Here is a 26,623-nt window from a genome sequence, read left to right on the forward strand (position 1 = left end):
CGCGAGGACTTCGCGATGAACTACAACCAGGTCCTCCAGGCGGGCATCGCCGCCATCGGCACCACCCTGAAGGTCGAACTCGACATCCAGGCCGTGCAGGGCGAGTCGCTGCCCGCGGTCTGACGGCCGCCGGCGTCCCGCGGTCCGCGCCCGCCGCCCGTCCTCACGTGGCGTTCTTCGTGTCGACGATGCGGCGGGCCAGGTCGCGCAGCTTGACGTTCTCCCGCTGCGAGGCGCGCACGAGGCTGTCGAAGGCCTCCGCCGCGTCGATGTCCAGGCGCTCCATGAGGATGCCGGTGGCCTGGCCGATCAGGTCGCGGGTGCGCATGGCCTCGGTGAGCTGCTCGCGCACGGTCGCCGAGTCCAGGGCCAGGCTCACGTGCGCGGTGAACAGCCGGCCCACGCGGGTCGCCGCCTCGTCGAAGGCGCGCGGCTTCCCGGAGTAGGCGGTGAGCACGGTCAGCCGCCGCTTCTCGGCGCGCAGCCGCAGCGCGAGCGCCGAGCGCAGACCCGCGCCGGCCAGGGCCGCGCAGCCGTCCTCGGTCTCGCTGTCGGTCACCCGCACCACCGGCGCGTGCCACAGCCCGTCCCAGTAGGGCGCCGGCTCCGGGGCGGGCTCGCGGCCGTCGCCGTGCGGGGCGCCGGCCTCGCGTACGACGTCGTCGCTCCAGGCGACGGTCCGGCGCACTCCGCCGCGCTCGGTCACCGCGATGTCCGCGTGCTCGGCGCCCGGCAGCAGGTGCACGGCGAGCCGTACGGCGGCGCGCATGGTGTCGTGCGGGCTGTCCGTGTCGTGCAGTCGCTGAGCCGCCACCGTCAGGGCTTCGGGCAGCTCGAGACTCCCCGGAAAAAGGGGCAAATCAGAAAAGTCGGACGCAGGCACCACGAACCTCTTCGGCATGCACGGCACCACGGCCATGCGCAGGAGAGCTCCGCAGCACATTCCCGACTGCGAGCACAGGACGAACAGAACCTTATCTCGTCCTTCCAGGTGTCCTACGCCTGGGGATGCCCGGCCACGGACTCTGGGAACGGGCGCGCGGCGGTGGTGGAATGGAGGGCGAGGGTCAGGAAGCGGCCCCGCCCGGCGTCCGCCTCGCGGACCGGCCCGGACCGGACGGATGTCTGCCTACTTGCAGGTGAGTGCCATGACCCACTTCCCGAGCCCGTGCCGGGTGCGTGACACGCCTGCCCGCGCGCTGCTCGTCCTGCCGCCGGAGATCGACCTGTCCAACGCCCCCGCGCTGTGCGCCCGGGTGCTCTCCTTCGCGGCCGCCCGCGCCGCACGGCTGCGCCTGCTGGTCCTGGACCTCACGCACACCGACTTCATGGACTCCCAGGGCGCCCGTCTCGTGCTCGACGTACGGGGCCGGCTGTCCCCGCGCGTCCGGCTCCGGGTGGCGGCCCGCCCCTACGGCATCCCCAGCCGGGTCCTGGAGGTGACCGGCGTGCGCCGGGACGTGCCCGTGTACGACGACGCCGAGCAGGCGCTGCGGCTGTGAGCGGGGCGACGCCGTGCGGGTGAGGCCGTACGGCGTGAGGCCGGGCGGAGTGAGGCCGGGCCGGGTGACGCGGGGCAGGACGGGGCGCGGGCGGGGGCCGGGTGATCCGGCCGGTGGTAGGCACGACGGGGACACCCGCCCTGGCGCCGCCGGCCTCCCGCGGCGCCTAGGCTGCCCGTATGGCACCCAGCATCGCGACCAACACCCGCGTATCGCGCGAGGACCTCCTGGACTTCGTACGCCCCCGCCACCGCGCCCTGCTGCTGACCCGGCGCACCGACGGCGGCCCGCAGGCCTCCCCGCTGACCTGCGGGGTGGACGACTCGGGGCGGATCGTCGTCTCCACCTACCCGGAGCGGGCCAAGACCCGCAACGCCAGGCGGGACCCGCGGGTGAGCCTCGTCGTGCTCAGCGACGAGTGGAACGGGCCGTGGGTGCAGATCGACGGCACGGCCGAGGTCCTCGACGTCCCGGACTCCGTGGAACCGCTCGTGGAGTACTACCGCAACATCGCCGGCGAGCACCCCGACTGGGACGAGTACCGGCAGGCGATGCTCGACCAGGGGAAGTCGATCATCCGCGTCACACCGCAACGGTGGGGGCCGGTCGCCACCGGCGGGTTCCCGGCGCGCCTGGCGCCCGGGGAGCGGTAGCGGGCCGCGCTCAGCCCCGGGCGACCATGGCCTCGATGCCCGCGATCAGCAGGTCCAGGGCGAAGGTGAAGTCGCGGTCGAGCATCTCGGCGACCGTGGCACCGCCGCGGGCGTCCATGATCTCCTTGGACTGCCGGAGGAAGTCGGCGGCCGGCTCGTGCTCCAGCGCCGAGCGCATCGCCTGCCCGTAGTAGTCGTCCGGGCTCAGGCCGCTGTCCGCGATCCGGGACAGGAACTGGCCCTCGATCGTGCCGTAGCCGTAGACGAACTGGAAGACGGCCGAGATGGCGCTCGTCACCCGGTGCGCGGGCAGGCCCGCGCGGCGGACGACGCGCTGCACCGTCTGCGAGAAGGCCAGGTGGTTCGGACCGATGTTGAGGTAGCGGCCGGCCAGCGGGGACAGCCAGGGATGGCGCACCAGCTGGGCGCGGTAGGCGGCGGCGAGCCCGCGCAGCTCCTCGCGCCAGTCGGTGTCCGCGTCCGGCTCGGGCAGCGGGAATCCGGCGTAGGCGGCGTCGAGGGCGAGTTCGAGGAGGTCGTCCTTGGTGTCGACGTACCAGTACACGGACATCGCGGTGACGTTCAGCTCGGCGGCGAGCCGGCGCATGGAGAACCTGGCCAGCCCCTCCGCGTCCAGCAGCCGCACCGTGGCCTCGGTGATCCGGTCCCGGTCGAGACCGGACGGCTGCCCGCCCCCGCGTCCGCCCCGGCGTTCCTTGCCCGCCAGCCAGACACTGGTCCGGGCCGCGCCCTTGGCCCCCGCTGCCTTCACCATGGCGCACCTTCCTCCGTCTTCCCGACGCCGGTCATGCTAGAGCGTGTCCCTGACCTCCCCGACGGGCCCGGTGTCCCCGGTGTTCCCGGCGGGCTCCGGCGCCCCGGCCGTCCCGTCCTGCGGCGCGGTCGCGCCGGTCCCGGGCCCCGGTCCGCCGGCCGGGGCGGCCGCCACCTGCGAGTCTGCCCGCTGGGCCCGGCGCAGCAACGCCGCGGCCAGCAGGCCGCCGAGCAGCACCGCGACCGCCCCGACCAGCTGGCTGGCCGACAGCCCCGACGAGTAGGCGTCCAGGATCCGGTCCCTCTCGGCCGGACCGCGCGCCGAGGCCAGCGCCGCGGGCAGGGAGGTCGCGGCCACCGGGACCAGCGCCGCGAAGCGCGAGGTGAGCACCGCCCCCAGCACGGCCACGCCCAGCCCGTTGCCGAACTCCGCCAGCGTGCCGTTGACCCCCGCGCCGACCCCCGCCCTGGCCGGCGGGATCGCGCTCATGATGGCGTGCGCCATGGCCGGACCGGCGACGGCGGTGCCGGCGCCGATCAGCAGCAGACCCAGGAGCGTCCCGGCGTACCCGTGCCCGGCGAGGGTGGCGATCGACACCAGGCCGCCGGAGAGCAGCACCATGCCGAGCAGGATCGACACCGGCGTCCCGAGCTTCACCGTGGCCTTGGCCGCGAGGCCCGAGAAGTTGAGGACCACGACCGTGAGGGCGAGGGGCGCGGTGCGCAGGCCGGCCTCCAGCGGGCCGTAGCCGAGCACGAACTGCAGGTGCTGGGTGAGCAGGAACAGCGACCCGCCCATGCCGAAGGCGATCAGCACCGCCCCCGAGACCGCCCCCGTGAAGCGGCGGTCGCGGAAGAAGTGCATGTCGAGCATGGGGTACGGGATCCGGCTCTCGTAGAGCGCGAAGGCGGCCAGCACCACGACCGCCACGGCCGCGGTCACCAGCACCCGCGCCGACGTCCAGCCGTGCGCCGGGCCGGAGATGATCGCGTAGACCAGCGCGGCCATGCCGACCGTGGACAGCAGCGCGCCGGGCAGGTCGGGACGGTCGCCCCGCGGGCTCCTGGACTCCGGGACGAGGGCGACGACCGCGGCCAGGGCCAGCACCGCGACCGGCAGGTTGACCAGGAAGATCGCACCCCACCAGAAGTGGTCGAGCATGAACCCGCCGATCAGCGGGCCGGTGGCGAAGCCCAGGGCGCTGACCGCGCTCCAGATGCCGATGGCCTTGGGGTGCTCGTCGGGCGTGAAGATCTGCATCACGACGGCGAGCGTGGTGGTCAGCAGCAGCGCGCCGCCGACGCCCATGCCCGCGCGGGCGGCGATCAGCTGAGCGGTGGAGTGGGCGAGCCCGGCGGCCAGCGAGCCGATGCCGAACAGGGCCAGACCGGCGATCAGCATCTTCTTGCGGCCGTAGCGGTCGGCGGCGCTGCCCGCCGTCAGCAGCAGTCCCGACTGCACGAGCGAGTACGCGTTGATCATCCACTGGATGTCGGAGGTCGCCGCGTGCAGTTCGCGGGTGAGCGAGGGGATCGCCACGTTCAGCACGGTGTTGTCGAGCAGCACGGTGAGCTGCGCGAGACAGATGACGCCCAGGATCAGCCAGCGCTGGGGGTGACCCTCGGGCTGCGGCCGGGCCGGGGACCCGGGGTGAGCCGGGGAGGCGGTTGTCATGCCATACAGCGTAGAACTGTTCCCATACGCTGTACAAGCACATTCCGGCCGGGTACGCCGACAGGGGCGGCGGCCGCTCTCCGGCCACCGCCCCTGCCCTCCTCGTACTCACCCGCGGGTCGCTCTCCGGCGGAGCGCTCCGGGCACTCCCGCGGCGCTCCGGACGGACGTCAGCCGGTGCTGGTCCGCTGGGTCAGGTCGTAGAAGGTGGCCGAACCGGCCGTGACCTTCTTGAAGTTCTTCTCGACCCACGAGGTGATCCGGGAGGCGGTGCCGCTGCCGCCCCTGCCCCCGCCCATGCCGCCACCGGCGATGAAGTAGTGGATCCTGCCCTCGGTCACGTACCGCTGGAACTGGGCCAGGGTCGGGGACGGGTCGGTGCCGTTGAAGCCGCCGATCGCCATCACCGGGTCACCGGTGGCCAGTTGGTAGCTGGCGGCGTTCTGCGAGCCGATGGACGCGGCGGCCCAGGTGTACGTGGAGGCGTTCTTCTCCAGCAGTTCCCTGGCCGCCGAGGAGACCTGCGCCCCGTCGAGCAGGCCGCCCATGCCGCCACCCGCACGCCGGCCTTCGCCCGTCAGGGCGCCACCGGGGAAGCCGTTGCCGTTCTGGCCGTTCTGGCCGTTCTGGCCGTTCTGGCCGGGCATGCCGCCTCCGCCGGGGAAACCGCCGGTACCGCCGCCCGGGAAGCCGTTGCCGTTCCCGTTGCCGTTCTGCTGGTTCTGGCCGCCCTGGCCGTTCTGCTGGTTCTGCCCCGGCATGCCGCCGCCGAAGCCGCCGCGCATGCCGCCACCGCCGCCGGGGCCGCCGCCCCGGCCGCCGAAGCCCCGCATGCCCGCGCCCGCCGGGCCGGCGGTCGGGATGGAACCGGTGTGCGCCGAGTCCACCGTGCTCAGCGTGTACGCCGTCGGACCGGCGAGGCAGGCCAGCACGCCCGCGGCCGCCACGGCGACGGCCGGCCGCCTGCCGATCCGGGACACGAAGACCAGGCCGAGGGCCGCGGCCAGGCCGCCGACCAGGACCAGCCACCTGAGCCAGGGCAGGTAGGAGGGCGTGCGGTGGAGCAGGACGTACCCCCACGCGGCGGTCGCCGTGACGGCCGCCGCCAGGGCGATCCGCACCCAGAGCCTGGACCGCTCCCGCCACAGGGCGGTCACTCCCATGCCCGTCACGGCGGCGATGTAGGGCGCGAGGGCGACCGTGTAGTACTGGTGGAAGATGCCCGCCATGTAACTGAAGACGGCCGCGGTCGTCAGCAGCGAGCCGCCCCAGGCCAGGAAGGCGCCTCGGGTGAGGTCGGTGCGCCGGGCCCGGCCCGCCAGGACGAGACCGGCGAGCAGCAGGATCAGCGCGGCCGGCAGCAGCCAGGAGATCTGGCCGCCGATCTCGGAGTTGAACAGCCGGTCCCAGCCGGTCTCGCCCCACTGGCCTCCCCGGCCCCCGCCCGGTCCGCCACCGCCGCCGACGCTGCCGGTCTCGTCCCCGTTGATCCGGCCGAGGCCGTTGTAGCCGAAGGTCAGCTCCAGGAAGCTGTTGTTCTGCGAGCCGCCGATGTAGGGCCGGGAGGAGGCGGGCCACAGCTCCACGATCGCCACCCACCAGCCGCCGGAGACGACGATCGCCGCCGTCGCGAGCGCGAGCTGCGCCAGCCGCCTGCGCAGCGCCACGGGCGCGCAGAGCCCGTAGACGACAGCCAGCGGGGGCAGGATCAGGAAGGCCTGGAGCGTCTTGGTCAGGAAGGCGAAGCCGACGGCGACGCCCGCCCAGACCAGCCACTTGGTGCGCCCGTCCTCCAGGGCGCGGACCACGAAGTGCACGGTGAGCGCCATGAGCAGCGCGAGCAGCGCGTCCGGGTTGTTGAAACGGAACATCAGCGCCGCCACCGGGGTGAGCGCGAGCACCGCGCCCGCGATCAGTCCGGCCGCGGGGCCGGACCGGCGGCGCACGGCGGCGTGGACCACGGCGACCGTGCCCACGCCCATCAGCACCTCGGGGACGAGGATCGCCCACGAACCGAGCCCGAACAGCCGCACCGACAGCGCCATCGGCCACAGCGCGGCGGGCGGCTTGTCCACGGTGATGGCGTTGCCCGCGTCCAGCGAACCGAAGAAGAACGCCTTCCAGGAGGCGCTGCCCGCCTGCACGGCCGCCGAGTAGAAGGAGTTGGCGTACCCGGACGCGCTCAGGTCGTAGAGGTAGAGCAGGGCGGTGGCGAGCAGCAGGGCGAGCAGGGCGGGGCGGGCCCAGCGCGGGTCCTGCGGCCTGCCCCGCCACAGGCGGCGCGCGAAGGGCTGCCGCGGCCCGGCGCCGGGTGCGCTGCCGTCGGTGCCGGCCGGCGGGGCGGGGGACCCGGCCGTCGCGAGGGCGCCGGGCGGGGTGGCGGCCGGGGGCGCTGCCGGGAGCGTGCCCGGGGGCGCGGTCGCGGGCTCGGTGGGTGAACCGGTGGGCGGTGCGGTCGGGGGCGGACCCCAGGAGGACGGTCCCGTGCCCGCCTGCCGGCTGCCGCGGTCGTGTTCGGTGGTCATCGGGGGTCCTTCGGGTCGGTGTCGTACGAGGCCGGGTGCGCCCCCGCGTGCGGATGCGCGTACGGCTGCGGTTGCGGGTCGGGGTGCGATGGCGCGTGTGCTTGCGGGTGCCGCTGCGGGAGCGGTGGTTGCGGCAGCGCCGCGGGATGCGGTGCCCGTCGCGGGTCCGGGTGCGCGGGCGCCGGGAGCAGCCGCACGGCCGGGTCGGCGGCCGCGCCGGCGGGCGTACCGGCGGGCACGGGGGCCGGCGCGCCGGCGGGCGTGTGCGCGGGCGCGTCGCGCCGGTCGGGGAACACCCAGGCGCGGAAGAGCAGGAAGCGCAGGACGGTCGCCGCGAGGTTGGCCGCCACCAGGACCGCCAGCTCGGTGGAGTGCGCGGGCGAGCTGGTGGCCGCGTTCAGCGCGGCCAGGGAGCCGCTGGTCAGCGCGAGACCGATGGCGAAGACGACCAGGCCCTGCGCCTGGTGGCGCACCGCCCCGCCCGGCCCGCGCACGCCGAACGTCAGCCGCCGGTTGGCCGCGGTGTTGGCGACCGCCGAGACCAGCAGGGCGAGCGCGTTGGCGGTCTGGGAGCCGGCGAACTGCCGGAAGAGGCTGTAGAGCAGCAGGTAGAAGAGGGTGGACAGGACTCCGACGACACAGAACCCGACCAGCTGCCGGGCCAGTCCCCCGGGCACGTCCTGGATGTCGCGGTCGCGCGGGTCGTCCCCGAAGGGCCTGGTGAGCCGGTCCAGCGGCAGCGAACCGGTGGCAAGGGCCTTGCCGACCCGCCACACGCCCTTCAGGTCCTCGGTCGCCGTCCTGACGATGTGCACCGTGGAATCGGGGTCGTCGACCCAGTCGACCGGCACCTCGTGGATGCGCAGGCCGGCCCGTTCGGCGAGCACGAGCATCTCGGTGTCGAAGAACCACCCGGTGTCCTCCACCAGCGGCAGCAGCACCTGGGCCACGTCGCGGCGGATCGCCTTGAAACCGCACTGCGCGTCGGAGAAGCGGGCCTGGAGCGAGCCGCGCAGGATCAGGTTGTACGAGCGGGAGATGAACTCGCGCTTGGCGCCGCGCACCACCCGTGAACTGCGGGCGAGCCGCGAGCCGATGGCCAGGTCCGAGTGGCCCGAGATCAGCGGCGCCACCAGCGGCAGCAGCGCGTTGAGGTCGGTGGACAGGTCCACGTCCATGTAGGCGAGGACCGGCGCCTCGGAGGCCGACCACACGGCCCGCAGCGCGCGGCCGCGGCCCTTCTGTCCGAGCCGGACGCTGCTGACCCCGGCCAGTTCCGCGGCCAGCCCCGCCGCCACCCGCGGGGTGCTGTCGGTGGAGGCGTTGTCGGCGACGGTGATGCGGAAGGCGTACGGGAAGGTGCGGGTGAGGTGCTCGTGCAGGCGGAGCACACAGGGCCGGAGGTCCTTCTCCTCGTTGTAGACGGGGATCACTACGTCCAGGACAGGCGTACCGGCGTCCGTGGCGGGGAGGTGCTCCCGAGCCGGGAGGGTACCGGGAGAAGAGTCGGTTCGCATGGCGGCGACTCTTCTCAACCCCCCTGTCGCACCGGTGTGGTGACACTGTGCTGTGCCTGTGAGTACGCGCCCGGAGCGGGCTCGCGGCCGGCGGAGGAGGGCGGGCAGGACGGCGGCCGGGGTGACGAAGGGGACTGCGGCCGGCCCTGGGGCCGGGGGAGCGCGGCGGCCGGCCGTGCCACGGCGGCCGGCCGGTGGGCGGGCAGGTGCACCGTGAAGACGGTCCGGCCGGGCGCGCTGTCCACGGTGACGGTGCCGCCGTGCGCGGCGGCCACGGCCTGCACGATGGCCAGCCCGAGTCCGGTCGAGCCGGTGGCGCGCGTGCGCGCGGAGTCTCCGCGCGCGAACCGCTCGAAGACGTGCGGCAGCAACCGCGGCGGGATGCCCTGCCCGTCGTCCTCCACGTCCACGCATAGCCACGGGCCGTGCCGCCGCACCCGCGCGGTCACGGTGGTCCCGGGCGGTGTGTGCGTGCGGGCGTTGGCCAGCAGGTTGACCAGGACCTGCTGGAGCCGTGCCGCGTCCGCGGAGACCGGGGCCGGTTCGTCGGGCAGGTCGAGGCGCCACTCGTGGTCCCGCCCGGCCGCCCGCGCGTCGCTGACGGTGTCCACGACCAGCGGTACGAGATCGGTCTGCTCGAACTGCAGCGGCCGGCCGGCGTCCAGCCGGGCGAGCAGCAGCAGGTCCTCCACCAGCAGCGTCATCCGGCCGGCCTCGGACTCGATGCGGTCCAGGGCGTGCCGGGTGTCCGGACCGATCCGCTCCCGGCCCCGGCGGGTGAGTTCGGCGTACCCGCGGATCGAGGCGAGCGGAGTGCGCAGTTCGTGACTGGCGTCCGCGACGAACTGCCGTACCCGCGTCTCGCTCTGCTGGCGTGCGTGCAGCGCGCCGTGGATGTGGTCGAGCATGCGGTTGAGGGCCAGGCCCACCTGGCCGACCTCGGTGCGCGCGTCGGTCTCCGCTCCCGGTACGCGTTCGCTGAGGTTCACCTCGCCCGCGTGCAGGGGGAGTTCGGAGACCCGGGTGGCGGTGGCGGCGACCCGGCGCAGCGGGCGCAGGGCGACCCCGACGATGGCGGCACCGGCCAGCGAGGCCGCGACGAGACCGGCGACGGTGACGCTGATCTCGACGAGGACGAGGGTGCTGACGGTGTTGTCGACCTCGCGCGTCGGTATGGCCACGTAGAAGGTGCCGTTGGGGCCGGTGGCGTAGGCGACGCGGTAGTCGCCGAGGCCGGGGAGGGCGGCGGTGTGCCTGCTCCGGTCCCGGGAGACGGACGCGAGCGCGTCGCGCTGGGCCGCGGTGAGGGACTTGGCCCGCACCTGCGGGACACCGGCGTCGTCCTTGGTCTTGTCGCCGACCACGCCCTCGGTGAGGGAGCCGTCCGCGATCTTCGCGACGACGGTGCCGCCCGGCTGCGGGCCCTTGACGAAGTCGGTGAGGCTGATGTCCTTGGGGACCGGCTCGCGGCCCTGCCGCCCGGGGTCCCAGGACGTGCCCGGCCGGCCCGGCGGGTGGAACACGCCGGTCGCCCGTGCGGCGACCTCGTCGAGCTGTCCGTCCAGCTGCTCGTACAGATGGGAGCGCAGCGCCAGGGTCGTCACCGTGGCGATCACCGCGCAGACCACGGCGATCAGGACCACGGACGCGACGACGAGCCGCGTCCGCAGGGTGCGCGGTTGCCCTCCGCGCCCGCGCGCACGCGGCCGTCGTCGTCCGCTCACGACACCGCGGGCTTGATCAGGTACCCGGCACCGCGCCGGGTGTGGATCATCGGCTCGCGGCCCGCGTCGATCTTGCGGCGCAGGTAGGAGATGTACAGCTCGACGACGTTGGCCTGCCCGCCGAAGTCGTACGACCACACGCGGTCCAGGATCTGCGCCTTGCTCAGCACTCGCCGCGGGTTGCGCATCAGGAAGCGCAGCAGCTCGAACTCGGTGGCGGTGAGGTGGATGTCGTCCCCGCCGCGCGAGACCTCGTGGCTGTCCTCGTCGAGGGTGAGGTCACCGACGACGAGGACGGACTCCGAACGCCGGTCGGTGGCGCCCGAGCGGCGGATCAGCCCGCGCAGCCGCGCGACGACCTCCTCCAGGCTGAACGGCTTGGTCACGTAGTCGTCCCCGCCGGCGGTGAGCCCGGCGATGCGGTCCTCGACGGCGTCCTTGGCGGTCAGGAAGAGGACGGGCACGTCGGGCAGGTCGCGGCGCAGCCGCCCCAGGACGGTGAGCCCGTCCATGTCGGGCAGCATCATGTCGAGGACGACGGCGTCGGGCCGGAAGTCGCGCGCGGTCTGCAGGGCACCGACCCCGTCCCCCGCACTGCGGATCTGCCAGCCCTCGTAGCGCAGGGCCATGGACAGCAGCTCGGTGATCGACAGCTCGTCGTCCACCACCAGCACCCGGACGGGGCTACCGTCCGGCCTCAGCAGTTCGGTGCGCCCCTGGGGCGAAGTCGTGGTCATGACGGCCACCCTGGCGACCCCCTCTGAGAACACGCTTTCGCGTGTCTGTGTTTTCCCTGAGAAACGCACAGGCGACGCTCAGGGAAGGCCCGGACGGCGCCCGCGGCGGTGTCACTCCAGGCCGAAGAGGCGTGCTCCGTTGTCGTGGCAGACTGCCCGCAGCCAGCCGGCGCCCAGGCCGAGGCGCTCCAGGGCGTGCAGCTGCTCGACGTAGGGGTAGGGGATGTTGGGGAAGTCCGAGCCGAGCAGGACCCGGTCGCCGAGGGCGGCCAGCCGGGGCAGGGCACGGCGGGGGAACGGGGCGAAGCCCTCGCTGAAGCCGGTGAACGCCATGGTCGTGTCCAGCCGCACCTCGGCGTACCGCTCGGCGAGGCCGAGGAAGTCCTCGTACTCCGGCATGCCCAGGTGCGCGACGACCAGCCGCAGGCGGGGGTGCCGGGCGAGCACGCGGCCGACCGGACCGGGCCCGGTGTGCCTGCCGGGCGCGGGTCCCGACCCGCAGTGGATCACCACGGGGACGCCCGCCTCGGCCAGCAGGCCCCAGGCCGGGTCGAGGAGTTCGCCGGCGGGGTCGTACGCCCCGACCTGGACGTGCGCCTTGAAGACCCGCGCGCCCGCCTCGACGGCCTCCCTGACGTAGGCGTGCACACCGTCCTCCGGGAAGAGCGTCGAGGTGTGCAGGCAGTCGGGCGTCCGGCGGGCGAAGCCGGCCGCCCAGCCGTTCAGCCACTCGGCCATGCCGGGCTTGTGCGGGTAGAGCATGGCGGTGAAGGCCCGCACGCCGAACTCCCGCAGCCGCGCGACGCGGTGGTGCTCCTCCTCGCGGTAGGTGATGGGCCACTCCAGGCCGCCGGTGAGCGGACCCAGCCCGTCGAAGTAGTCCCAGACCTTGCGCAGCACCCGCTCGGGCATGAAGTGCGTGTGCACGTCGACGAGCCCGGGCAGCCCGTTCCGCTCCAGGAACCGCCGCACTTCGGCCGCCTCCTCGGCCGTCGCCGGGGCGGTGGCGGACGCGGGCCGTGACTGATCGTTCATGCAGCCCACGATCACCCCGCGGGCGCCTTGCGTCCACCCCCCGGCGCCCGGTTCCCCCGCCGGGACGGGGCGAGGCGGTGACCGGGCAGCCCCGCGCCCCGGCTCCGGGCCGCGGCGGAGACCGTCCGGTCACCGCCCGGACTCAGAACAGGCCGTCCTGTACCCCTGCCGCTCCGCTCCCCGGCGCCGGGCGCCGCACCGGCACGGTGAGCCGGTCCTCCCCGACGCCCCCGCCGCGCTCGCCGTCCGCGCCGCCCGCGACCGGACGCAGCTCCCAGCCGGTCATCAGCCGCGTGTCGAGGACGACGACCCCGCCCACCGCCGCCAGGTGCAGGTCCGGCCCGGCGGCGGCGACCAGGGCACCGCTCACCACCCCGCCCGCGACCAGCTCGCTCACCTCTGCGACGGCGCCGGGCACCCGCCCGCCGGGGGTGCCGAGGCCGAAGGCCCTCCCGTCGAGCCCGAACACGCCGACGTGATCCACCGGTGCGAACGGCATCCGTTCCAGCGACTCCGGCCAGCCCGGGAGCGCACCGGTCCGCCCGTGCAACTCCCTGATCTCGGCCGCCCGTTCCGCCGCGCCCGAAGGCAGCGCGGACCGCACGGCCCGCTTCGCCGCATAGGGGATCCGGTCCGGGACCCCGAGCGCGGCGCGCAGCACTTCCTCGGTCCGGCGGGCCGCCATGAGCGGTCCGGTGCCCAGCCAGCTGAAGCAGATCGCCCCCTGTTCGAGCAGCCGCGCCGGTCCGCGCTCGACCGCGGTGATCCCGACCTTGGTCATGCCGGGCCCGAACCACGCCAGGTACACGTGGTACGGCCGGGGATCGTCCGCGATCGTGTCGGCGGCCACGGAGTGCGCCCGGTCCAGCCGCGCGCACTGCTCGCACCGCGCCCCCCTGCTCCGCCCCGGCACGGCGGCCCGTACCGGACACGCGTGTCCCCGCGCCCCCACGCAGGTCCGCACTCCCCCTTCCGCGACCTCGAAGGCCACCCGCTTCCCCCACGGCAGCGCGCTCGAACGCCCGCCCTTCCAGGCCAGCACGGGGCCGTCCGCCGACCACCGCAGCCCCGAGCACGTCCACACCCGATCCATCACCCACGAGCGTACGAGCCACCACTGACAACGGCCGGCCGCGCCCGGTGCCGTGCCCTCACCCCGGCGGCCGGCCGCCGCCCCCCGTGCGGGCACCGGCACCGTCGTACCGCCCGCCTCGCGGCACGGCCCCCCGCCACGAACCGCCTCGCGGCCCGCACCGCCGCTGCCCCCGGCGGGGCACCGCCGCCCCCCGAATCCCTTGCGAGGCCCCCGGCCAGGCACCGTGTCCCCGCGATCCTCTGCGCCCGCCGTTGCTGTGGTTGCTGTACTCCGTTGCTGTACTGCACCCGCTTCTGTCGCCTCATACGCGGTACGCCTTGCGCCCTATCGAGGGTCTCCCTGACCGCAAGCACACCCGGCTGCCGCTGGTGCTTCCTCGGTGGCCTGGCCGGTGCAGCAGCTGTCGCCGTGGGCGTTCGGGTCGGCGCTCTTGCCCAGGGTGTCGGCGTCGGCCTTCACGACGTAGACCTCCCAGGACTCCCGGCCGGGGCCGTGGACCCAGACCTTGTCCTGAAGGGCGTAGCAGCAGGAGGTGTCGTTCTCCTCGAAGGTGGCCAGGCCGGCGCCCTTCAGTCGACCGGTGGCGGCGTTGACCTGTTCGGTGGACTCGACCTCGACGCCCAGGTGGTCCAGGCGGGTTTCCTCGCCGGGCTCGCCCTCGATCAGGACGAGTTTGAGCGGTGGCTCGGTGCTGGCGAAGTTGGCGTAGCCCTCGCGCCGCTTGGCCGGTTCGGTGCCGAACAGCTTCGAGTAGAAGGTGATCGAGGCTTCCAGGTCGCTGACACGCAGGGCGAGCTGAGCACGGGACATGGCACGACTCCCATCCAGTTGCATTGATGTTTGTCGATGCAAGATTGCGCCCTGGATCGAAGACTGTCAACATAGAAGCATGTCGAAGCAAGAGCTTGTAGTGCTGGGCCGGGACGATGGGGCCGGCGCCTGCTGCCCGGGGCTGCTGACGGCGCCTCTGGATGAGGACCAGGCCGTGGAACTGGCGAAGGTGTTCAAGGCGCTGGGTGACCCGGTGCGGCTGCGCCTGCTGTCGTTGATCGCCTCGCGGGCGGGCGGCGAGGTCTGCGTGTGCGACCTGACGCCTGACTTCGGCCTGTCCCAACCGACGATCTCGCATCATCTCAAGCTGCTGCGGCAGGCCGGTCTGATCGACTGCGAGCGGCGCGGCACGTGGGTCTACTACTGGCTGGTGCCGGAGATGACCGATCGGCTCGCGGCCATCCTGACCCGCCCTGCGGGCGAGCCGCTGCCCGACCACGCCGCGTCGGCCGGAGCTGCCTCGTGAGCACTGCCGCCGTTGAGAGGGACATCGCGGGACGGCTCTCGTTCGTCGACCGCTACCTCGCCGTCTGGATCCTCGCCGCAATGGCCGTCGGGCTCGGCCTTGGCCGCCTGGTCCCGAGCCTGGGCGACGCGCTGTCCAAGGTGACCGTGACCGGGGTGTCCCTGCCGATCGCCCTGGGCCTGCTGGTGATGATGTACCCGGTGCTGGCCAAGGTCCGCTACGACCGCCTGGACACCGTCACCCGCGACCGGCGTCTGCTGCTGCCCTCGCTGCTGCTCAACTGGGTCATCGGTCCGGCGCTCATGTTCGCCTTGGCCTGGCTGCTCCTGCCGGACCTGCCCGCCTACCGCACCGGACTGATCATCGTAGGCCTGGCCCGCTGCATCGCCATGGTCATCATCTGGAACGACCTCGCCTGCGGCCATCGCGAGGCCGCCGCCGTCCTGGTCGCCCTGAACTCCGTGTTCCAGGTGATCGCCTTCTCGGCGCTGGGCTGGTTCTACCTCTCCGTCCTGCCCGGCTGGCTGGGCCTGGAACAAACCGGCCTTGACGTGTCGGTGTGGGAGATCGCCCGCAGCGTGCTCATCTTCCTCGGCATCCCGCTCGCGGCCGGCTTCCTCACCCGCCGCATCGGCGAGAGGACCAAGGGACGGGCCTGGTACGAATCCACGCTGATCCCGCGCATCGGCCCGTTCGCCCTGTACGGACTGCTGTTCACCATCGTCATCCTCTTCGCCCTGCAGGGCGACGCCATCACCTCACAGCCTCTCGACGTCGCCCGCATCGCCGTGCCGCTGCTGGTGTACTTCGCGGTCATGTGGGCCGGGTCCATGGCCCTGGGCCGCGCTGTGGGCCTGGACTACCCGCGCACGACCACGCTGGCCTTCACCGCTGCGGGGAACAACTTCGAGCTGGCCATCGCCGTCGCCATCGCCACCTTCGGTGCCTCCTCCGGTCAGGCCCTCGCGGGCGTCGTCGGCCCCCTCATCGAAGTGCCGGTGCTGATCGGGCTCGTCTACGTCGCGCTCTACGCCCGCCGCTACTTCACCGCTCCCGCCGTCCCCGCGCCGCAGGAAGATCCCGCTCATGCCTGACACAGCCGCACTGCCGTCCGTGCTGTTCGTCTGCGTCCACAACGCCGGACGTTCACAGATGGCCGCCGCCTTCCTCACCCACCTCGCGGGCGACCGCGTGCAGGTCCGCTCCGCCGGCTCCGCCCCGGCAGAGACCGTCAACCCCGCCGTCGTCCAAGCCATGGCAGAGGCCGGAATCGACATCTCGGCCGAGGTCCCCAAGGTGCTCACCGTCGAAGCCGTCCAGGCCTGCGACGTGGTCATCACCATGGGCTGCGGCGACACCTGCCCCGTCTTCCCCGGCAAGCGCTACCTCGACTGGCAGTTCCCCGACCCGGCCGGACAGGGAGTCGACGCCGTCCGCCCCATCCGCGACGAGATCGAAAAGCGCATCCGCGGCCTCATCGACGAGATCACCCCGGCGGCACAGCCGTGAGCACCCCGACCGGAGTCCGTGTGGTGTCCATGACGCCTGCGCACGCCGAAGAGGTCCTGACGATCTACCAACTCGGCATCGACGAGGGGAACGCCACCTTCGAAACCACCGCACCCATCTGGGAACAGTTCGACGCGAGCAAGCTGCCCGACCACCGGCACGTCGCCATCGACCAGGCCGGAAAGGTCCTGGGCTGGGTCGCCGCAGTGCCGGTGTCCGACCGATGCGTCTATGCCGGCGTCGTCGAGCACTCGGTGTACGTCCACCCCGCCGCTCGCGGGCGGCGAGTCGGTTCGGCTCTGCTCCGCGCTCTCATCGAGTCGACCGAGGCAATGGGCATCTGGACGATCCAGTCGGGCATCTTCCCAGAAAACGCGAGCAGCCTAGCGCTGCACCAAAAGGCGGGTTTCCGCATCATCGGCACGCGCCGGCGCATCGGTCAGCATCACGGGGTGTGGCGTGACGTCGTCCTGGTCGAACGGCGCAATCCTGCCATCGGCTAGCTCAGCATCCCCGGCCCGGCCCTTCCCAGCGACATGACCCACCACCTTCCCCAGCTCCCATCCCGTCCGCCGCCGACCCACACACCGTGGAGCGGGCGTGGTCCATGGCGTCCAGGTGGAGCGCGCCACTGTACGAACGACCTGGACCCCATGGGCCGCGTCTGCTCGGCTCCGCCTGGGCCGACGGCGACGGGACGGGAGCTCCCCGCGCACGCCACCTACGGACCCGCAGCGCCCCCCTGACGTACGTCTCCTACGAGGGCTCGCCGCGCCGGGCTCCGGGTCATCCGCTGCGGAACACCCGGCACACGTGCAGCTCCCTCCTGGCGGCCCTGAAGGTCCACCGCGATGGGTGGCAGCGGTTGATGCGGTTGCTGTACTTCGCTGCTGTACGCCCTGAAACGTCGAAGGCCCCGGATCACTCCGGGGCCTTCGACCTGTGTGCACTCGGCAGGATTCGAACCTGCAACCTTCTGATCCGTAGTCAGATGCTCTATCCGTTAAGCTACGAGTGCTTGTTCTGTTTTCTGTCTTCGCTCCCGGCCCTTTCGGCCCGCTCGCGGCGACAGGAAGAACATTACATGACTGCCGCCGTCATGTGAAATCCATTCCCCCCACCCGTTGTGACCTGGGCAAACGCCGTCAGAGGGAGAGCGGAGGGCACAGGGGGCGGCCGCGGGAACGACGAAGCCCCGGTCCATCGGACCGGGGCTTCGGTGCTCTTGCGCGGAGGCGGAGGGATTTGAACCCTCGATGGGCTTTAAGGCCCAAACCGCATTAGCAGTGCGGCGCCATAGACCGGACTAGGCGACGCCTCCAGCACAACCGCTCACGCGAGCGCGCGATCGGTGCGTGCAGATGATGACACAGACGAGCGGGGTGTCACCAATCGCCCCCCACGGTACTAGGCAGTCGGGGCCGAGGGCAAAGTGCTTGCCGGGGTGCCGCCACGGCCGGGGGGTGCGCGAGGCGGCCGGGGCGCAACGTCCTGGCGGGCGGCGCGTTAGTCCGGGCATGGTGCAGGTCAGCTCTTCTTCCCCGGGGCGCTCCCGACAGCGCTCACCGCGACGCTTCCCCCTCGGCGGCTCCGCCTCCGTCGTCACCGTCACGGCCGCTCTCGCCTTCGCGGTCCTGTCCGCCGTGCCCGCCGCCGCCTCGGCCGGCGCGCCCCCGCCCGTGCGCGACGAGGACCGGGCCGGCGATCACCTCACCGTCACCGTGCGGCACGCGGGTGACGGCAGGGACGGGACGTACGAGCTGTACTGCCACCCCGGCGGCGGCAGCCACCCGCACGTGCGCGGCGCCTGCCGGGCGCTGGAGCGGAACACGCGCTGGGGCCGGGACACCTTCGCGCCCGTGCCGGACGGCAGCACGTGCACCTTGCAGTACGGCGGCCCGGCCACCGCCCGCGTCACCGGGACGTGGGCGGGACGCCCGGTCGACACGGCGTACGACCGCCGCGACGGCTGCGCGATCGAGCGGTGGAACCGGCTCGTGCCGGTGCTGCCCGACCTCGGTCCCTGACGTACGGCGGGTACGGCCCCTGAAGTACCGGGGGCGGGCGGGCGAGCGTCCGGCGTCGTAGGGGCCGGCCTCGCCGTGCCGCAGTCCCCGGCGTCCGGGGGCCGGGGCCCCGCCGCCCCGGGGCCTGCTCCCCGGAGATCCGGAGGGCGTGGTTCCCGGCGATCCGGAGGGCGCGGTCCCGCGGCCTCCGGAGGTCGTAAAGGGGAGTTCGGGACTCCGTAAAGGTCGTGCGGAGGTCGTGCGAAGCGGAACCGTACGGTCACAGGTTCGACGTCACTTCCCCGTGCGACCTCCCTGGCATCCGGCGTCGCGAGCGCAACCTCAGCGCTTAGACTCGCTCGCGTGACACGCTGCGGGCCGGTTGGCAAGATGGCCCCCGCGGTGGGCAAGGTGCGGTAACAGGGAGGAAGCGTCTCGTGAGCAGCAGGCCATCCCGAGGCGCTGCTCGCCTCGCTGCCATACTCGACGCGCTGCCCGACGCGCTGCTGCTGGTCAACGCCAACGGCACCGTCGTGAACGCCAACACCATCGCGCTGGAGGCCTTCGAGACACCGGGCACCGCCCTGGTGGGGCGCGGGCTGCTCGACCTGCTGCCGCAGTTCGACTCCAAGCTCATCCCCGGCTCCATGCGCCGTCCGGACCACATCGACCCGCGCGCGCGGACCAAGCCGACCCGGATGACCGCGCGGCGCACCGACGGGACCGAGTTCCCGGTCGAGGTCACGAGCGCGAACCTGCAGAACGGCCAGCAGGCCTACGACGGCTCCGGATACACCAGTGACGAACTGCTGATGCTGGTCGTCCGCGACCTGGCCGGCACGGTGGACACCGAGGCCGAACTCGCCCGTTCGCAGCGGCAGACCGAGATGATCCTGCGGGCCGCGTCCGAAGGTGTCGTCGGTACCGACACCGACGGGCGGATCGTGCTCGTCAACCCCGCCGCCGCCCAGATCCTCGGTTACCGCGCCGGTGAACTCGGCGGCCGGGAACTGCACACCCTCGTCCTGCACTCCCGCGCCGACGGCTCGCCGTTCCCGTACGAGGAGTCCCCGCTCGCCGACACGCTGCGCTCCGGGCGCAAGCACCGGGTGCGCGGCCAGGTGGTGTGGTCCAAGGCGGGCGACAAGCTGCCCGTCGACCTGACCACCGCGCCCGTCCGGGACGGCGACCAGCTGGTCGGCGCCGTGATGACCTTCACCGACCGCCGCCCCTACGACGCGCTCGCCGAGGAGATGGACGCCGCCGGGCGGCGGCACGCCGAGGAGCGGGAGCGGCTCGCCGAGGAGCACGCCGCCGCGCTCGAGGCGCTGCGCCGGCGGCACGCGGCCGAGATCGACGAGCTGACCGAGCGGCACGCGGAGGAACTGGCCGCCGGCGAGGACCGGTACGCGGCCCTGGGCGAGCGCGAGAAGGACCGCTACGAGGCGCTCGCTGCCCGCCACGAGCAGCTGCTGACCCTGCTCGGCGGCTCCCTGCGCGGCCCCCTCGACGAACTGCGCCGCGAGCTGGCGGCCCTGGCCGCCGACGACGCCGGGCAGCTGTGGCCCGAGGCGAACCAGGTCCTGCACCACCTGTCCGCCGGCTACTCGCGCATCACCACTCTCATCGACAACGTCCTCGGCTACCAGCGCCTGGACATCGGCAGCGAGCAGATCACCCGGACGAAGGTGATGCTCGACGCCGTCGTCGCCGCCGGTGTCGACGGCGCCGTGGACCTCGTCGGCCCCGGCCGGGTGCAGTTCGCGGTGCACGCGCCGCCCATCGAGGCGGAGGTCGACCCGCAGCGCCTCGCCACCGCGCTCGCGCACCTCGTCGCGGACGTCGCGGGCGTGGACGCGACCGGCAACGCGCCCGTCTCGACGACCGGTTACATGGACAACACCGTCGTGGTCGCGGCGGCGCAGCGCGGCGCGGTCGTACGGATCGAGGTGCGCGGGCCCTACGCCGGGGGGGACCCGGTGCACGAGCCGATCGTGCGCGGGATCGTCCGGGCCCACGGAGGTGTGCTGCAGACGCACCAGGTGCCCGGGATGAGCGGCAGCGCGTACGTCCTGGAGGTGCCGATCGGGGACGGTGCGGGGGCCATGGCCATGGGCCTTCCCGGCACCCTGGAACCGGCCGCCCCGCACACCGCCGCCCTGGGCCCGGCCGGCCCGGCGGCCACCACGGGTGCACCGGGCACGGCGGACGCGCCGGGAGCGCCGGACGCGGGAGCGGGCACGGCGGAGACGGAGCCGGCGGCGGGCCCGGGGCCGCGGGGCGGGAGCGGCACGGCCGTCGAGGTCGCGCTGCCCGCGCAGGCGACGGCCGGTGGCGGGCGGCGCCGTGCCCGGCGGGCCTCCACGGACGCGTTCCTGGACGGTGACGGCGAGGGGGAGCCCTCCGCCGAGCCCGGCACCGGGTCGACGCCGACCGGACGGCGCCGCAGGCGCGCGGTGGAGGAACCGGCGCCGGAAGCGGTGCGGACCTCGCAGGGCACGGACGGCTCCGGTGGCACGGGGCGCCGGCGCGGCCGGCCCGCCGAGGACCCGGACGTGGCCGAGGGTGCCGTGGTGACGGCGGCCGAGCATGCCGCGGGTACGGCGGCGTCGGGGTCGGGCCTGGGCGGTACGGTGCCGCCGCAGGGCGTGCCCGTGCCGGTGCCCGTGCCCGGCGGGCAGCGGGATCGGCGCGAGACCGGCGAGCCCCACGCGCTGCCTGCCGCGCCCCCGGCGCCGGGCGCCGCGCCGGGCCGGCCGGCCGACGCGGGCACGGGCACGGAGGGCCCTGCGGGGCCCGGGGCGCCGGCTGCTCCTGCCTCCGCTGTCTCGGTCCCGGCCGAGCTTGCGCCCGGGGAAGCCGGTGACGCCGCGGCTCAGCCGACCGGCCGTCGCCGGCGCGCTCTCGCGGCGGCGACCGAGCGTGCCGCCGCTCAGGAAGCGGCGCCCCGCACGGTGTTCGCCCTGCCGCCGGCCGACGCGGACCGGCCCGCCGCCGCACCCGAGGGCCCGCAGGTGCCGCGTGTGCCCCAGGTGCCCCAGGTGCCGCAGATGTCTCAGCAGGCAGAGGTACCGCAGCAGGCGCAGGCGCAACTCCCGGTCCAGGGCCCGGCTGTTCCCGCCCAGGGCCCGGGTGCCGGTCCGGGCGCGGTCGCGGGTGCCGGTCCGGCTGCCGGTCCGATCGCTGTTCCCGGTGCCGTCCCGGCCGTCGGTCCCGACGAGGGCCGGCACGACGCCGTGGGCCACGACCAGGCCGACGACCACACGCCTCCGCAGCCGCATCCCGCGAGCACGCCGACCGGTCGGCGGCGGCGGGCGGTGGCCGACCCGGCCGAGGCCGCCCCGGCGCCCGCCGCTCCCCCCGCTTCCGCCGCGGACGGCTCCGACGCGGCCCCCGTCGCCCCGCCGCAGCCGTGGCCCGGTGGCGGCACGGACGACACGTCCGGCGCGGGTGTCCCGCTGCCGCCGGCCGGTGCCACGGGCCCCGTACCGTCCGTCCACCCCGCGGCACCCCTCGCTGCCCCGGGCGCGCCCCTCGCGCCGGACGCCCCGGCCGCCGCCCCCGGCGTCCCGCACCCCGCGCCCCGGCCCGGCGCCGGTACGCCCCCGCACGGCACCCCGGCCACCGGAACCCCGTTGCCGCCCGAGCAGCCCGTCGGCCGGCCGCCGGTGCCGGGCACCGGGCCCGCCGCCGGGACCGCGCCGCGTGCGGCCCAGCCGCTGCCCGCCGAGTCCGCCGTGCCGGTCGACCCGCACGCGGCCCAGGGCCGGTCGATCAGCGTACGGACGCTGGGGCAGGGCGTGCCCTTCAGCCGTCAGGCCGCACAGGTGCAGCAGCCGACGGCCACCCCGCCGCCGCACGCCCCCGGTGGTTCCGGGCGCCGCCGCAAGCTCGGCACACCGCCGGATCCGGCCGCCGCGCGCCCGGAGCAGCAGCGCCCCGAGCAGGCGCCGGCCCGGCCGCATCCGCCGGCGCCCGAGCGGCCCGCCCCGCAGCCCTCGCCGAACGGGACCCCCGTGGCCCCCGCTGCTCCCGCGGCCACCCCGGCGCAGCAACCACAGCAGCCCCAGCAGCCCCAGGGATCCCTCGCGGGGCAGCCGCGGCTCGCGCAGGCGTCCGAGGGCGCCGGACGGTCGTACGCCATAGGGGCACCGGACGAGAACGCCGCCGAGGGGCCCGAACCGCTGGACGGACCGGGCGGTGCCGTCGAGGTCGCGGACACGCCGCGCCCGCAGCCGATGGACGACGAACTGCCGCCGGAGCCGCTGGACAACCCGCGGCGGCTGCTCGTCTGGCCGGCCCCGGACGTCACCACGCAGCAGGCGCTCAGCGACCGCGGCTACCGTCCCGTCATCGTGCACTCGCGCGAAGAGGTCGACGCGCAGATCGCGGCCTTCCCCGCCGCCCTGTTCGTGGACCCGCTGACCGGGCCGATCACGCGCACCGCGCTGCAGTCGCTGCGTCAGGCGGCGGTCGCCGCGGAGGTACCGGTGCTGGTCACGGCCGGACTCGGGCAGGCGACCCGGGAGGCGGCGTACGGTGCCGACCCGGCGGTCCTGCTGAAGGCGCTCGCGCCGCGCGACAGCGAGCAGCATCCGCCCCGCGTCCTGCTGATCGAGGAGCACGCGGAGATCGCGCTGGCGCTGACCGCGACGCTGGAACGGCGCGGGATGCAGGTGGCGCGGGCCGCGAGCGACGCGGACGCGGTGGCGCTGGCGGGGCGGTTCCGGCCGAACCTGGTGGTGATGGACCTGATGCAGGTGCACCGCCGCCGGGCCGGGATCCTCGACTGGCTGCGGGCGAACGGGCAGCTCAACCGCACCCCGCTGGTCGTCTACACGGCCGCCGTCGACCAGGCGGACCTGCCGCGGCTGGCCTCCGGCGAGACGGTGCTGTTCCTGGCGGAGCGCTCCACGAGCACCGAGGTGCAGACCCGGATCGTGGACCTGCTGGCCCGGATCGGAACCAACTGAGGCACGGCCGACGCACCCGCCCCCGCCCGTGGAACGCGGCCGGCCCTGCGACCTGGGGGCCCGGTCGGCGCTGCGGCCGGGAAGGTCCGCCGGGAAGCTCGCGGCGGTCGGTGACGGGGGCGCCTCCCACGCCGTCCGGGCGGTGGGGGAGCATCGCGAGGCGGAGCATCACCGGCGTACTGGACGTACTCGGCTGATCCGCCGACGCGGCTGGGGCCACCCCCTGCTCAGCAGAGCTTGGGGAGCCGTGCCGGCGTCGCGGGCCGGTGGACCTTCCCGGTCGCAGCGCCTGTCAGGACCTCTGAGTGCTGTGAACAAAACGGGAGCCGGGCGCCCCTTTTGTTCGCGGCTCTACGTCCTGGGCGCCGTCAGCCGCCGGGCCGCCTCGCGGATCGACGACCGCAGGTGTTCCCCGTCGGAGTCCGCCGCGCCCACCAGGATCCGCCGCATCTGCGGAACGGCCGCGGCCCAGCCGGCCAGCGCGACCAGCAGGAACATCAGGTCCCGGGCCGGCATGGCGTCGGTGATGACACCGCGCTCCTGGCCGTCCCGGAGCGCGGCGACCTTGCGGGCGTAGTGCTCCTGGCGCGCGCGTTCGTCGGGAAGTTCGTCGGTGCCGTACTCGACGCCCTCCCAGAAGAGCAGGCGCAGCAGTTCGGGGTGGGCGGCGTGGTAGTCCAGCAGGCGGTCCATCCAGCCGTCGATGTCGTCCGGATCGATGGGCACGGCCGCGGCGAGGTCGACCATGCACCTGCCGAGGACGTGCGTGAACAGGTCGGACTTGTTGCCGTAGTAGGCGTAGATGAGCTGCTTGTTGGCCTTGGCCTGAGCGGCGATGCGGTCGATGCGGGCGCCCGCGATGCCGTGCCGGGCGAACTCGGCGACCGCCGCGTCGAAGATACGGGCCTTGGTGGCCTCGGGGTCCCTGACTGCCATGGGACCAGCGTACCCCGCTTAGCAACCAACTGTTTGGTTGACAGGGAATGGATCCCGGACGCAGACTGTTCCACAGTCCAACCAACCAGTTGGTTGCGAATCCGTCCCGCCTCGGAGGCCCCGCACCATGTCGTCGTCCCCAGCCCCAGCGCCAGCCCCCGCCACCCCCCGGACCGACGCCCCGCCCGCCACCACGGGTGGTGCCCCCGAGGCCGCCCCCCTCCCCGCGGCCACCCGCCGCGGCCTCGGCCCCAACGCCTTCCTCGCCCTCATCGCCCTGTGCACCGCGATCACCGCGGGCAACATCTACCTCGCGGCGCCGCTGCTCCCCCTCATCGCCCGCGACTTCGGTACGGCGCCCTCGGGGGTGGCCTGGATCGCCTCCGTGGCGCAGTTCGGGTACGCGGCCGGGCTGCTCTTCTTCGCACCGCTCGGCGACCGCGTCAACCGGCGCCCGCTGGTGGCCGTCCTGTCGGTGGCCACGACGGCCGCGCTGCTCGTGGCCGCGGCGGCCCCCGGCACCGGCGCGCTCGCCTCCGCCGTGTTCGTCGCCTCCGCCGCGACCGTCGTCCCGCAGCTCCTCGTCCCGCTGGTCGTCGAACGCGCCCCCGTCGACCGCCGCGCCCGGCACGTCGCCGCCGTGATAGCGGGCCTGTTCACCGGCATCGTCGCCGCTCGGGTCATCGGCGCGCTGGCCGGCCAGGCGTTCGGCTGGCGGTGGGTGTTCGTCGGCGCGTCGGTGCTGACCCTGGCGCTCGGACTGGCGACCGCCCTCGCCCTGCCGTCGGAGGGCCGGCGCGGCTCAGGACCGCTGCTGTCCGGCATCGCCGCCCTGCCGGGCCTCGTGCGCCACTCGCCCGACCTGTGGCGTGCGTGCCTGCGGCAGGCCGGCATGTTCGGCGCGTGGAGCGCGCTGTGGACCTCGCTCGCGCTGCTGCTCACCGGCCCGTCCTACGGCCTGTCGATCGCGACCGCCGGGCTGTTCGGCCTCTTCGGACTGGCGGCGAGCGCGGTGGCGCCGCTCGCGGGCGGCCTCGTGGACCGGTTCGGCGCCGGCAAGGTCGTACGCAACGCGTACCTCCTGGCCGCCGTGTCCGTGCCGCTGTTCTGGCTGGGCGGGCACACCCTCGTCGCGCTGTTCGTGGCCGCGGTCGCCATCCACGCGGCCCTGGTCGCCTCCCACGTCGCCAACCAGACCCTGGCGCTGACCACCACCTCCGCCCCGGCGACCGCCAACACGGCCTACGTCGTCTCGGGCTTCGCGGGCGCCGCGCTGGCCTCCTCCGTGGCGGCCCCCGCCTTCGCCCACTGGGGCTGGACCGGCGTCTGCGCGGTGGCCGCGATCTGGCTGGTGATCGGCTGGGTCACCACGGCCGTACGCCGCTGAGGCACCACACCGCCACCGCGGGCCTCCCGGTACCGAGCCCCACCGCCGGGAGCATCCCCGCGCCGGACCCCGCCACGACACGCCCGGCCACGACGCCCCCGCGCGACACCCCCGCCCGCCGCGAGCATCCCCGCCCCGGCCCCCGCCACGGCACGCCCCCGTCCACCGGGGGCTTCCGGCCCTCTCCGGGAGACCGGTCACCGCCGCTCAGATACCGGTCGCCGCTCAGAGGCTGGTCACGTCCAGTTCCCCGGCCGCGTACTGCCGGCGCAGCACCTTCTTGTCGAACTTGCCCACGCTGGTCTTCGGCACCGCGGTGACGACCGTCCAGCGCTCCGGGAGCTGCCACTTGGCGATCCGCCCCTCCCCGGCGAGGAAGGCGCGCAGCGTCTCGAAGTCGGCGGTGGCGCCCTCCTTGAGGACGACCGTGGCCAGCGGACGCTCACCCCACTTGTCGTCGGGGACGGCGACGACGGCGGCCTCGGCGACGTCCGGGTGGGACATCAGCGCGTTCTCCAGGTCGACCGAGGAGATCCACTCGCCGCCGGACTTGATGACGTCCTTGGCACGGTCGGTGAGGGTGAGGTAGCCGTCGGGGCTGATGGTGCCGACGTCACCCGTCTTCAGCCAGCCGTCCTCGCTGAACTTGTCGGCAGGACGCAGCGGTTCGGCGTCCGGGCCGTTGTAGTAGGCACCGGCGATCCACGGGCCGCGCACCTCCAGCTCGCCCGCCGACTCGCCGTCCCAGGGCAGGCGTTCGCCGCCGGGCCCGGTCAGCCGGGCCTCGACACCGGCCGGGAAGCGGCCCTGGGTGAGGCGGTAGGCGAACTCCTCCTCCGTGCCGGCCGCGTACGCCGGGGGACGGGCGACCGTGCCCAGCGGCGACGTCTCCGTCATGCCCCAGGCGTGGCGGACCCGCATGCCGAGCCGGTCGAAGGCCGCCATGAGGGAGGGCGGGCAGGCCGAGCCGCCGATGGTGACCTGGGTGAGGGAGGAGACGTCGCGGGGGCGGGCGGTCAGCTCGCCGAGCAGGCCCTGCCAGATGGTGGGGACGGCGGCGGCATGGGTCGGCCGCTCGCGCTCGATCATCTCGGCGAGCGGGGCGGGCTGCAGGAAGCGGTCCGGCATCAGCATGTTGACGCCGGTCATGAAGGTGGCGTGCGGCAGGCCCCAGGCGTTGACGTGGAACTGTGGTTCTAAAGGGGCAAATAAAAAACCCCAGGTCAGAACAGGGTTTCACCGTCGGCGCGGTCGTCGACCTCGGTCGGCTCGTCCTT

The 26,623-nt window shown here is 74.2% G+C and carries 20 protein-coding genes, 2 tRNA genes and 1 pseudogene; 9 read left to right on the forward strand and 14 right to left on the reverse strand.

The features are described 5' to 3' along the window. Positions 1-163: 163 nt before the first annotated feature. Positions 164-901 (reverse strand): GAF and ANTAR domain-containing protein, encoded by a 738-nt coding sequence (locus ABZ719_RS34285; RefSeq protein ID WP_366729072.1) that lies wholly within the window; start codon positions 899-901, stop codon positions 164-166. Positions 902-1,148: 247 nt separating this feature from the next. Between ABZ719_RS34285 and ABZ719_RS34290 the strand changes: the two genes are divergently transcribed. Both ABZ719_RS34290 and ABZ719_RS34295 read left to right on the forward strand, forming a co-directional pair. Continuing rightward, positions 1,149-1,502 carry an STAS domain-containing protein gene (locus tag ABZ719_RS34290; protein ID WP_366729073.1) on the forward strand — a complete coding sequence of 118 codons (354 nt, stop codon included), beginning with the start codon at positions 1,149-1,151 and terminating at the stop codon, positions 1,500-1,502. Between the two features lie 179 nt (positions 1,503-1,681). Beyond that, positions 1,682-2,155 (forward strand): PPOX class F420-dependent oxidoreductase, encoded by a 474-nt coding sequence (locus ABZ719_RS34295; protein WP_366729074.1) that lies wholly within the window; start codon positions 1,682-1,684, stop codon positions 2,153-2,155. Positions 2,156-2,165: 10 nt separating this feature from the next. Here the strand turns inward: ABZ719_RS34295 and ABZ719_RS34300 are convergent, their stop codons facing one another. The 9 genes from ABZ719_RS34300 to ABZ719_RS34340 all read right to left on the reverse strand — a co-directional run bounded on the left by ABZ719_RS34300 (position 2,166) and on the right by ABZ719_RS34340 (position 14,048). Continuing rightward, positions 2,166-2,930: a TetR/AcrR family transcriptional regulator gene (locus ABZ719_RS34300; protein WP_366729075.1), complete on the reverse strand. Its 765-nt coding sequence runs from the start codon at positions 2,928-2,930 to the stop codon at positions 2,166-2,168. A gap of 36 nt (positions 2,931-2,966) precedes the next feature. Beyond that, on the reverse strand, positions 2,967-4,604 hold the full coding sequence (locus tag ABZ719_RS34305) for an MFS transporter (RefSeq protein ID WP_366729076.1): 1,638 nt from the start codon (positions 4,602-4,604) through the stop codon (positions 2,967-2,969). Positions 4,605-4,774: 170 nt separating this feature from the next. Next, a complete protein-coding gene (locus tag ABZ719_RS34310) occupies positions 4,775-7,129 on the reverse strand; it encodes a glycosyltransferase family 39 protein (protein ID WP_366729077.1) in 2,355 nt (784 codons plus the stop codon). Further along, positions 7,126-8,646, reverse strand: coding sequence for a bifunctional glycosyltransferase family 2/GtrA family protein (locus ABZ719_RS34315; RefSeq protein WP_366729078.1), 1,521 nt, complete (start codon positions 8,644-8,646; stop codon positions 7,126-7,128). Before ABZ719_RS34315 ends, ABZ719_RS34310 begins: the two co-directional genes overlap by 4 nt. A 14-nt stretch (positions 8,647-8,660) precedes the next feature. Continuing rightward, positions 8,661-10,370, reverse strand: a complete 1,710-nt coding sequence (locus tag ABZ719_RS34320; RefSeq protein WP_366729079.1) for an ATP-binding protein — start codon at positions 10,368-10,370, stop codon at positions 8,661-8,663. After that, positions 10,367-11,107, reverse strand: coding sequence for a response regulator transcription factor (locus ABZ719_RS34325; RefSeq protein WP_037856424.1), 741 nt, complete (start codon positions 11,105-11,107; stop codon positions 10,367-10,369). Before ABZ719_RS34325 ends, ABZ719_RS34320 begins: the two co-directional genes overlap by 4 nt. A 111-nt stretch (positions 11,108-11,218) precedes the next feature. Next, positions 11,219-12,142: an amidohydrolase family protein gene (locus ABZ719_RS34330; RefSeq protein WP_366729080.1), complete on the reverse strand. Its 924-nt coding sequence runs from the start codon at positions 12,140-12,142 to the stop codon at positions 11,219-11,221. A gap of 142 nt (positions 12,143-12,284) precedes the next feature. Further along, entirely contained in the window at positions 12,285-13,235 is a 951-nt protein-coding gene (locus ABZ719_RS34335) for a DUF2797 domain-containing protein (RefSeq protein ID WP_366729081.1), read from the reverse strand. Positions 13,236-13,562: 327 nt separating this feature from the next. Continuing rightward, positions 13,563-14,048, reverse strand: a complete 486-nt coding sequence (locus tag ABZ719_RS34340) for an ArsI/CadI family heavy metal resistance metalloenzyme (RefSeq protein ID WP_366729082.1) — start codon at positions 14,046-14,048, stop codon at positions 13,563-13,565. Between the two features lie 79 nt (positions 14,049-14,127). On the opposite strand from ABZ719_RS34340, the gene ABZ719_RS34345 reads away from it, so the two are divergent. From ABZ719_RS34345 to ABZ719_RS34360, 4 genes are read left to right on the forward strand one after another with little or no spacing between them, the layout of a single operon-like run. Further along, the gene (locus tag ABZ719_RS34345; protein WP_366729083.1) at positions 14,128-14,535 is read left to right on the forward strand and encodes a metalloregulator ArsR/SmtB family transcription factor; all 408 of its coding nucleotides are present in this window, start codon (positions 14,128-14,130) and stop codon (positions 14,533-14,535) included. After that, positions 14,532-15,629: an ACR3 family arsenite efflux transporter gene (gene arsB, locus ABZ719_RS34350; protein ID WP_366729084.1), complete on the forward strand. Its 1,098-nt coding sequence runs from the start codon at positions 14,532-14,534 to the stop codon at positions 15,627-15,629. The genes ABZ719_RS34345 and arsB overlap by 4 nt, the downstream gene beginning before the upstream one ends. After that, on the forward strand, positions 15,622-16,044 hold the full coding sequence (locus tag ABZ719_RS34355) for an arsenate reductase ArsC (protein ID WP_366729085.1): 423 nt from the start codon (positions 15,622-15,624) through the stop codon (positions 16,042-16,044). The genes arsB and ABZ719_RS34355 overlap by 8 nt, the downstream gene beginning before the upstream one ends. Before the next feature lie 29 nt (positions 16,045-16,073). After that, positions 16,074-16,547 carry an N-acetyltransferase family protein gene (locus ABZ719_RS34360; protein WP_366729090.1) on the forward strand — a complete coding sequence of 158 codons (474 nt, stop codon included), beginning with the start codon at positions 16,074-16,076 and terminating at the stop codon, positions 16,545-16,547. Between the two features lie 442 nt (positions 16,548-16,989). Here ABZ719_RS34360 and ABZ719_RS34365 read toward each other — a convergent pair. Both ABZ719_RS34365 and ABZ719_RS34370 read right to left on the reverse strand, forming a co-directional pair. Further along, positions 16,990-17,062: transfer RNA gene (locus ABZ719_RS34365), tRNA-Arg, on the reverse strand. A gap of 212 nt (positions 17,063-17,274) precedes the next feature. Next, a tRNA-Ser gene (locus ABZ719_RS34370) sits at positions 17,275-17,365 on the reverse strand. Between the two features lie 196 nt (positions 17,366-17,561). Between ABZ719_RS34370 and ABZ719_RS34375 the strand changes: the two genes are divergently transcribed. Both ABZ719_RS34375 and ABZ719_RS34380 read left to right on the forward strand, forming a co-directional pair. Next, positions 17,562-18,071: an SSI family serine proteinase inhibitor gene (locus ABZ719_RS34375; RefSeq protein WP_366729086.1), complete on the forward strand. Its 510-nt coding sequence runs from the start codon at positions 17,562-17,564 to the stop codon at positions 18,069-18,071. A gap of 416 nt (positions 18,072-18,487) precedes the next feature. Then, positions 18,488-23,023, forward strand: a complete 4,536-nt coding sequence (locus tag ABZ719_RS34380) for a PAS domain-containing protein (RefSeq protein WP_366729087.1) — start codon at positions 18,488-18,490, stop codon at positions 23,021-23,023. Between the two features lie 351 nt (positions 23,024-23,374). Here ABZ719_RS34380 and ABZ719_RS34385 read toward each other — a convergent pair whose 3' ends face one another. After that, positions 23,375-23,959, reverse strand: a complete 585-nt coding sequence (locus ABZ719_RS34385) for a TetR family transcriptional regulator (protein ID WP_366729088.1) — start codon at positions 23,957-23,959, stop codon at positions 23,375-23,377. A 127-nt stretch (positions 23,960-24,086) separates the two neighbouring features. On the opposite strand from ABZ719_RS34385, the gene ABZ719_RS34390 reads away from it, so the two are divergent. After that, on the forward strand, positions 24,087-25,346 hold the full coding sequence (locus tag ABZ719_RS34390) for an MFS transporter (protein ID WP_366729089.1): 1,260 nt from the start codon (positions 24,087-24,089) through the stop codon (positions 25,344-25,346). Positions 25,347-25,571: 225 nt separating this feature from the next. Here the strand turns inward: ABZ719_RS34390 and ABZ719_RS34395 are convergent. Then, a pseudogene (locus ABZ719_RS34395) lies at positions 25,572-26,540 on the reverse strand (AMP-binding protein); the annotation flags it as partial. Positions 26,541-26,623: the final 83 nt, after the last annotated feature.

This window comes from Streptomyces sp. NPDC006743, from assembly GCF_040703815.1.
In the GTDB taxonomy this organism is placed as follows: Bacteria; Actinomycetota; Actinomycetes; order Streptomycetales; family Streptomycetaceae; genus Streptomyces.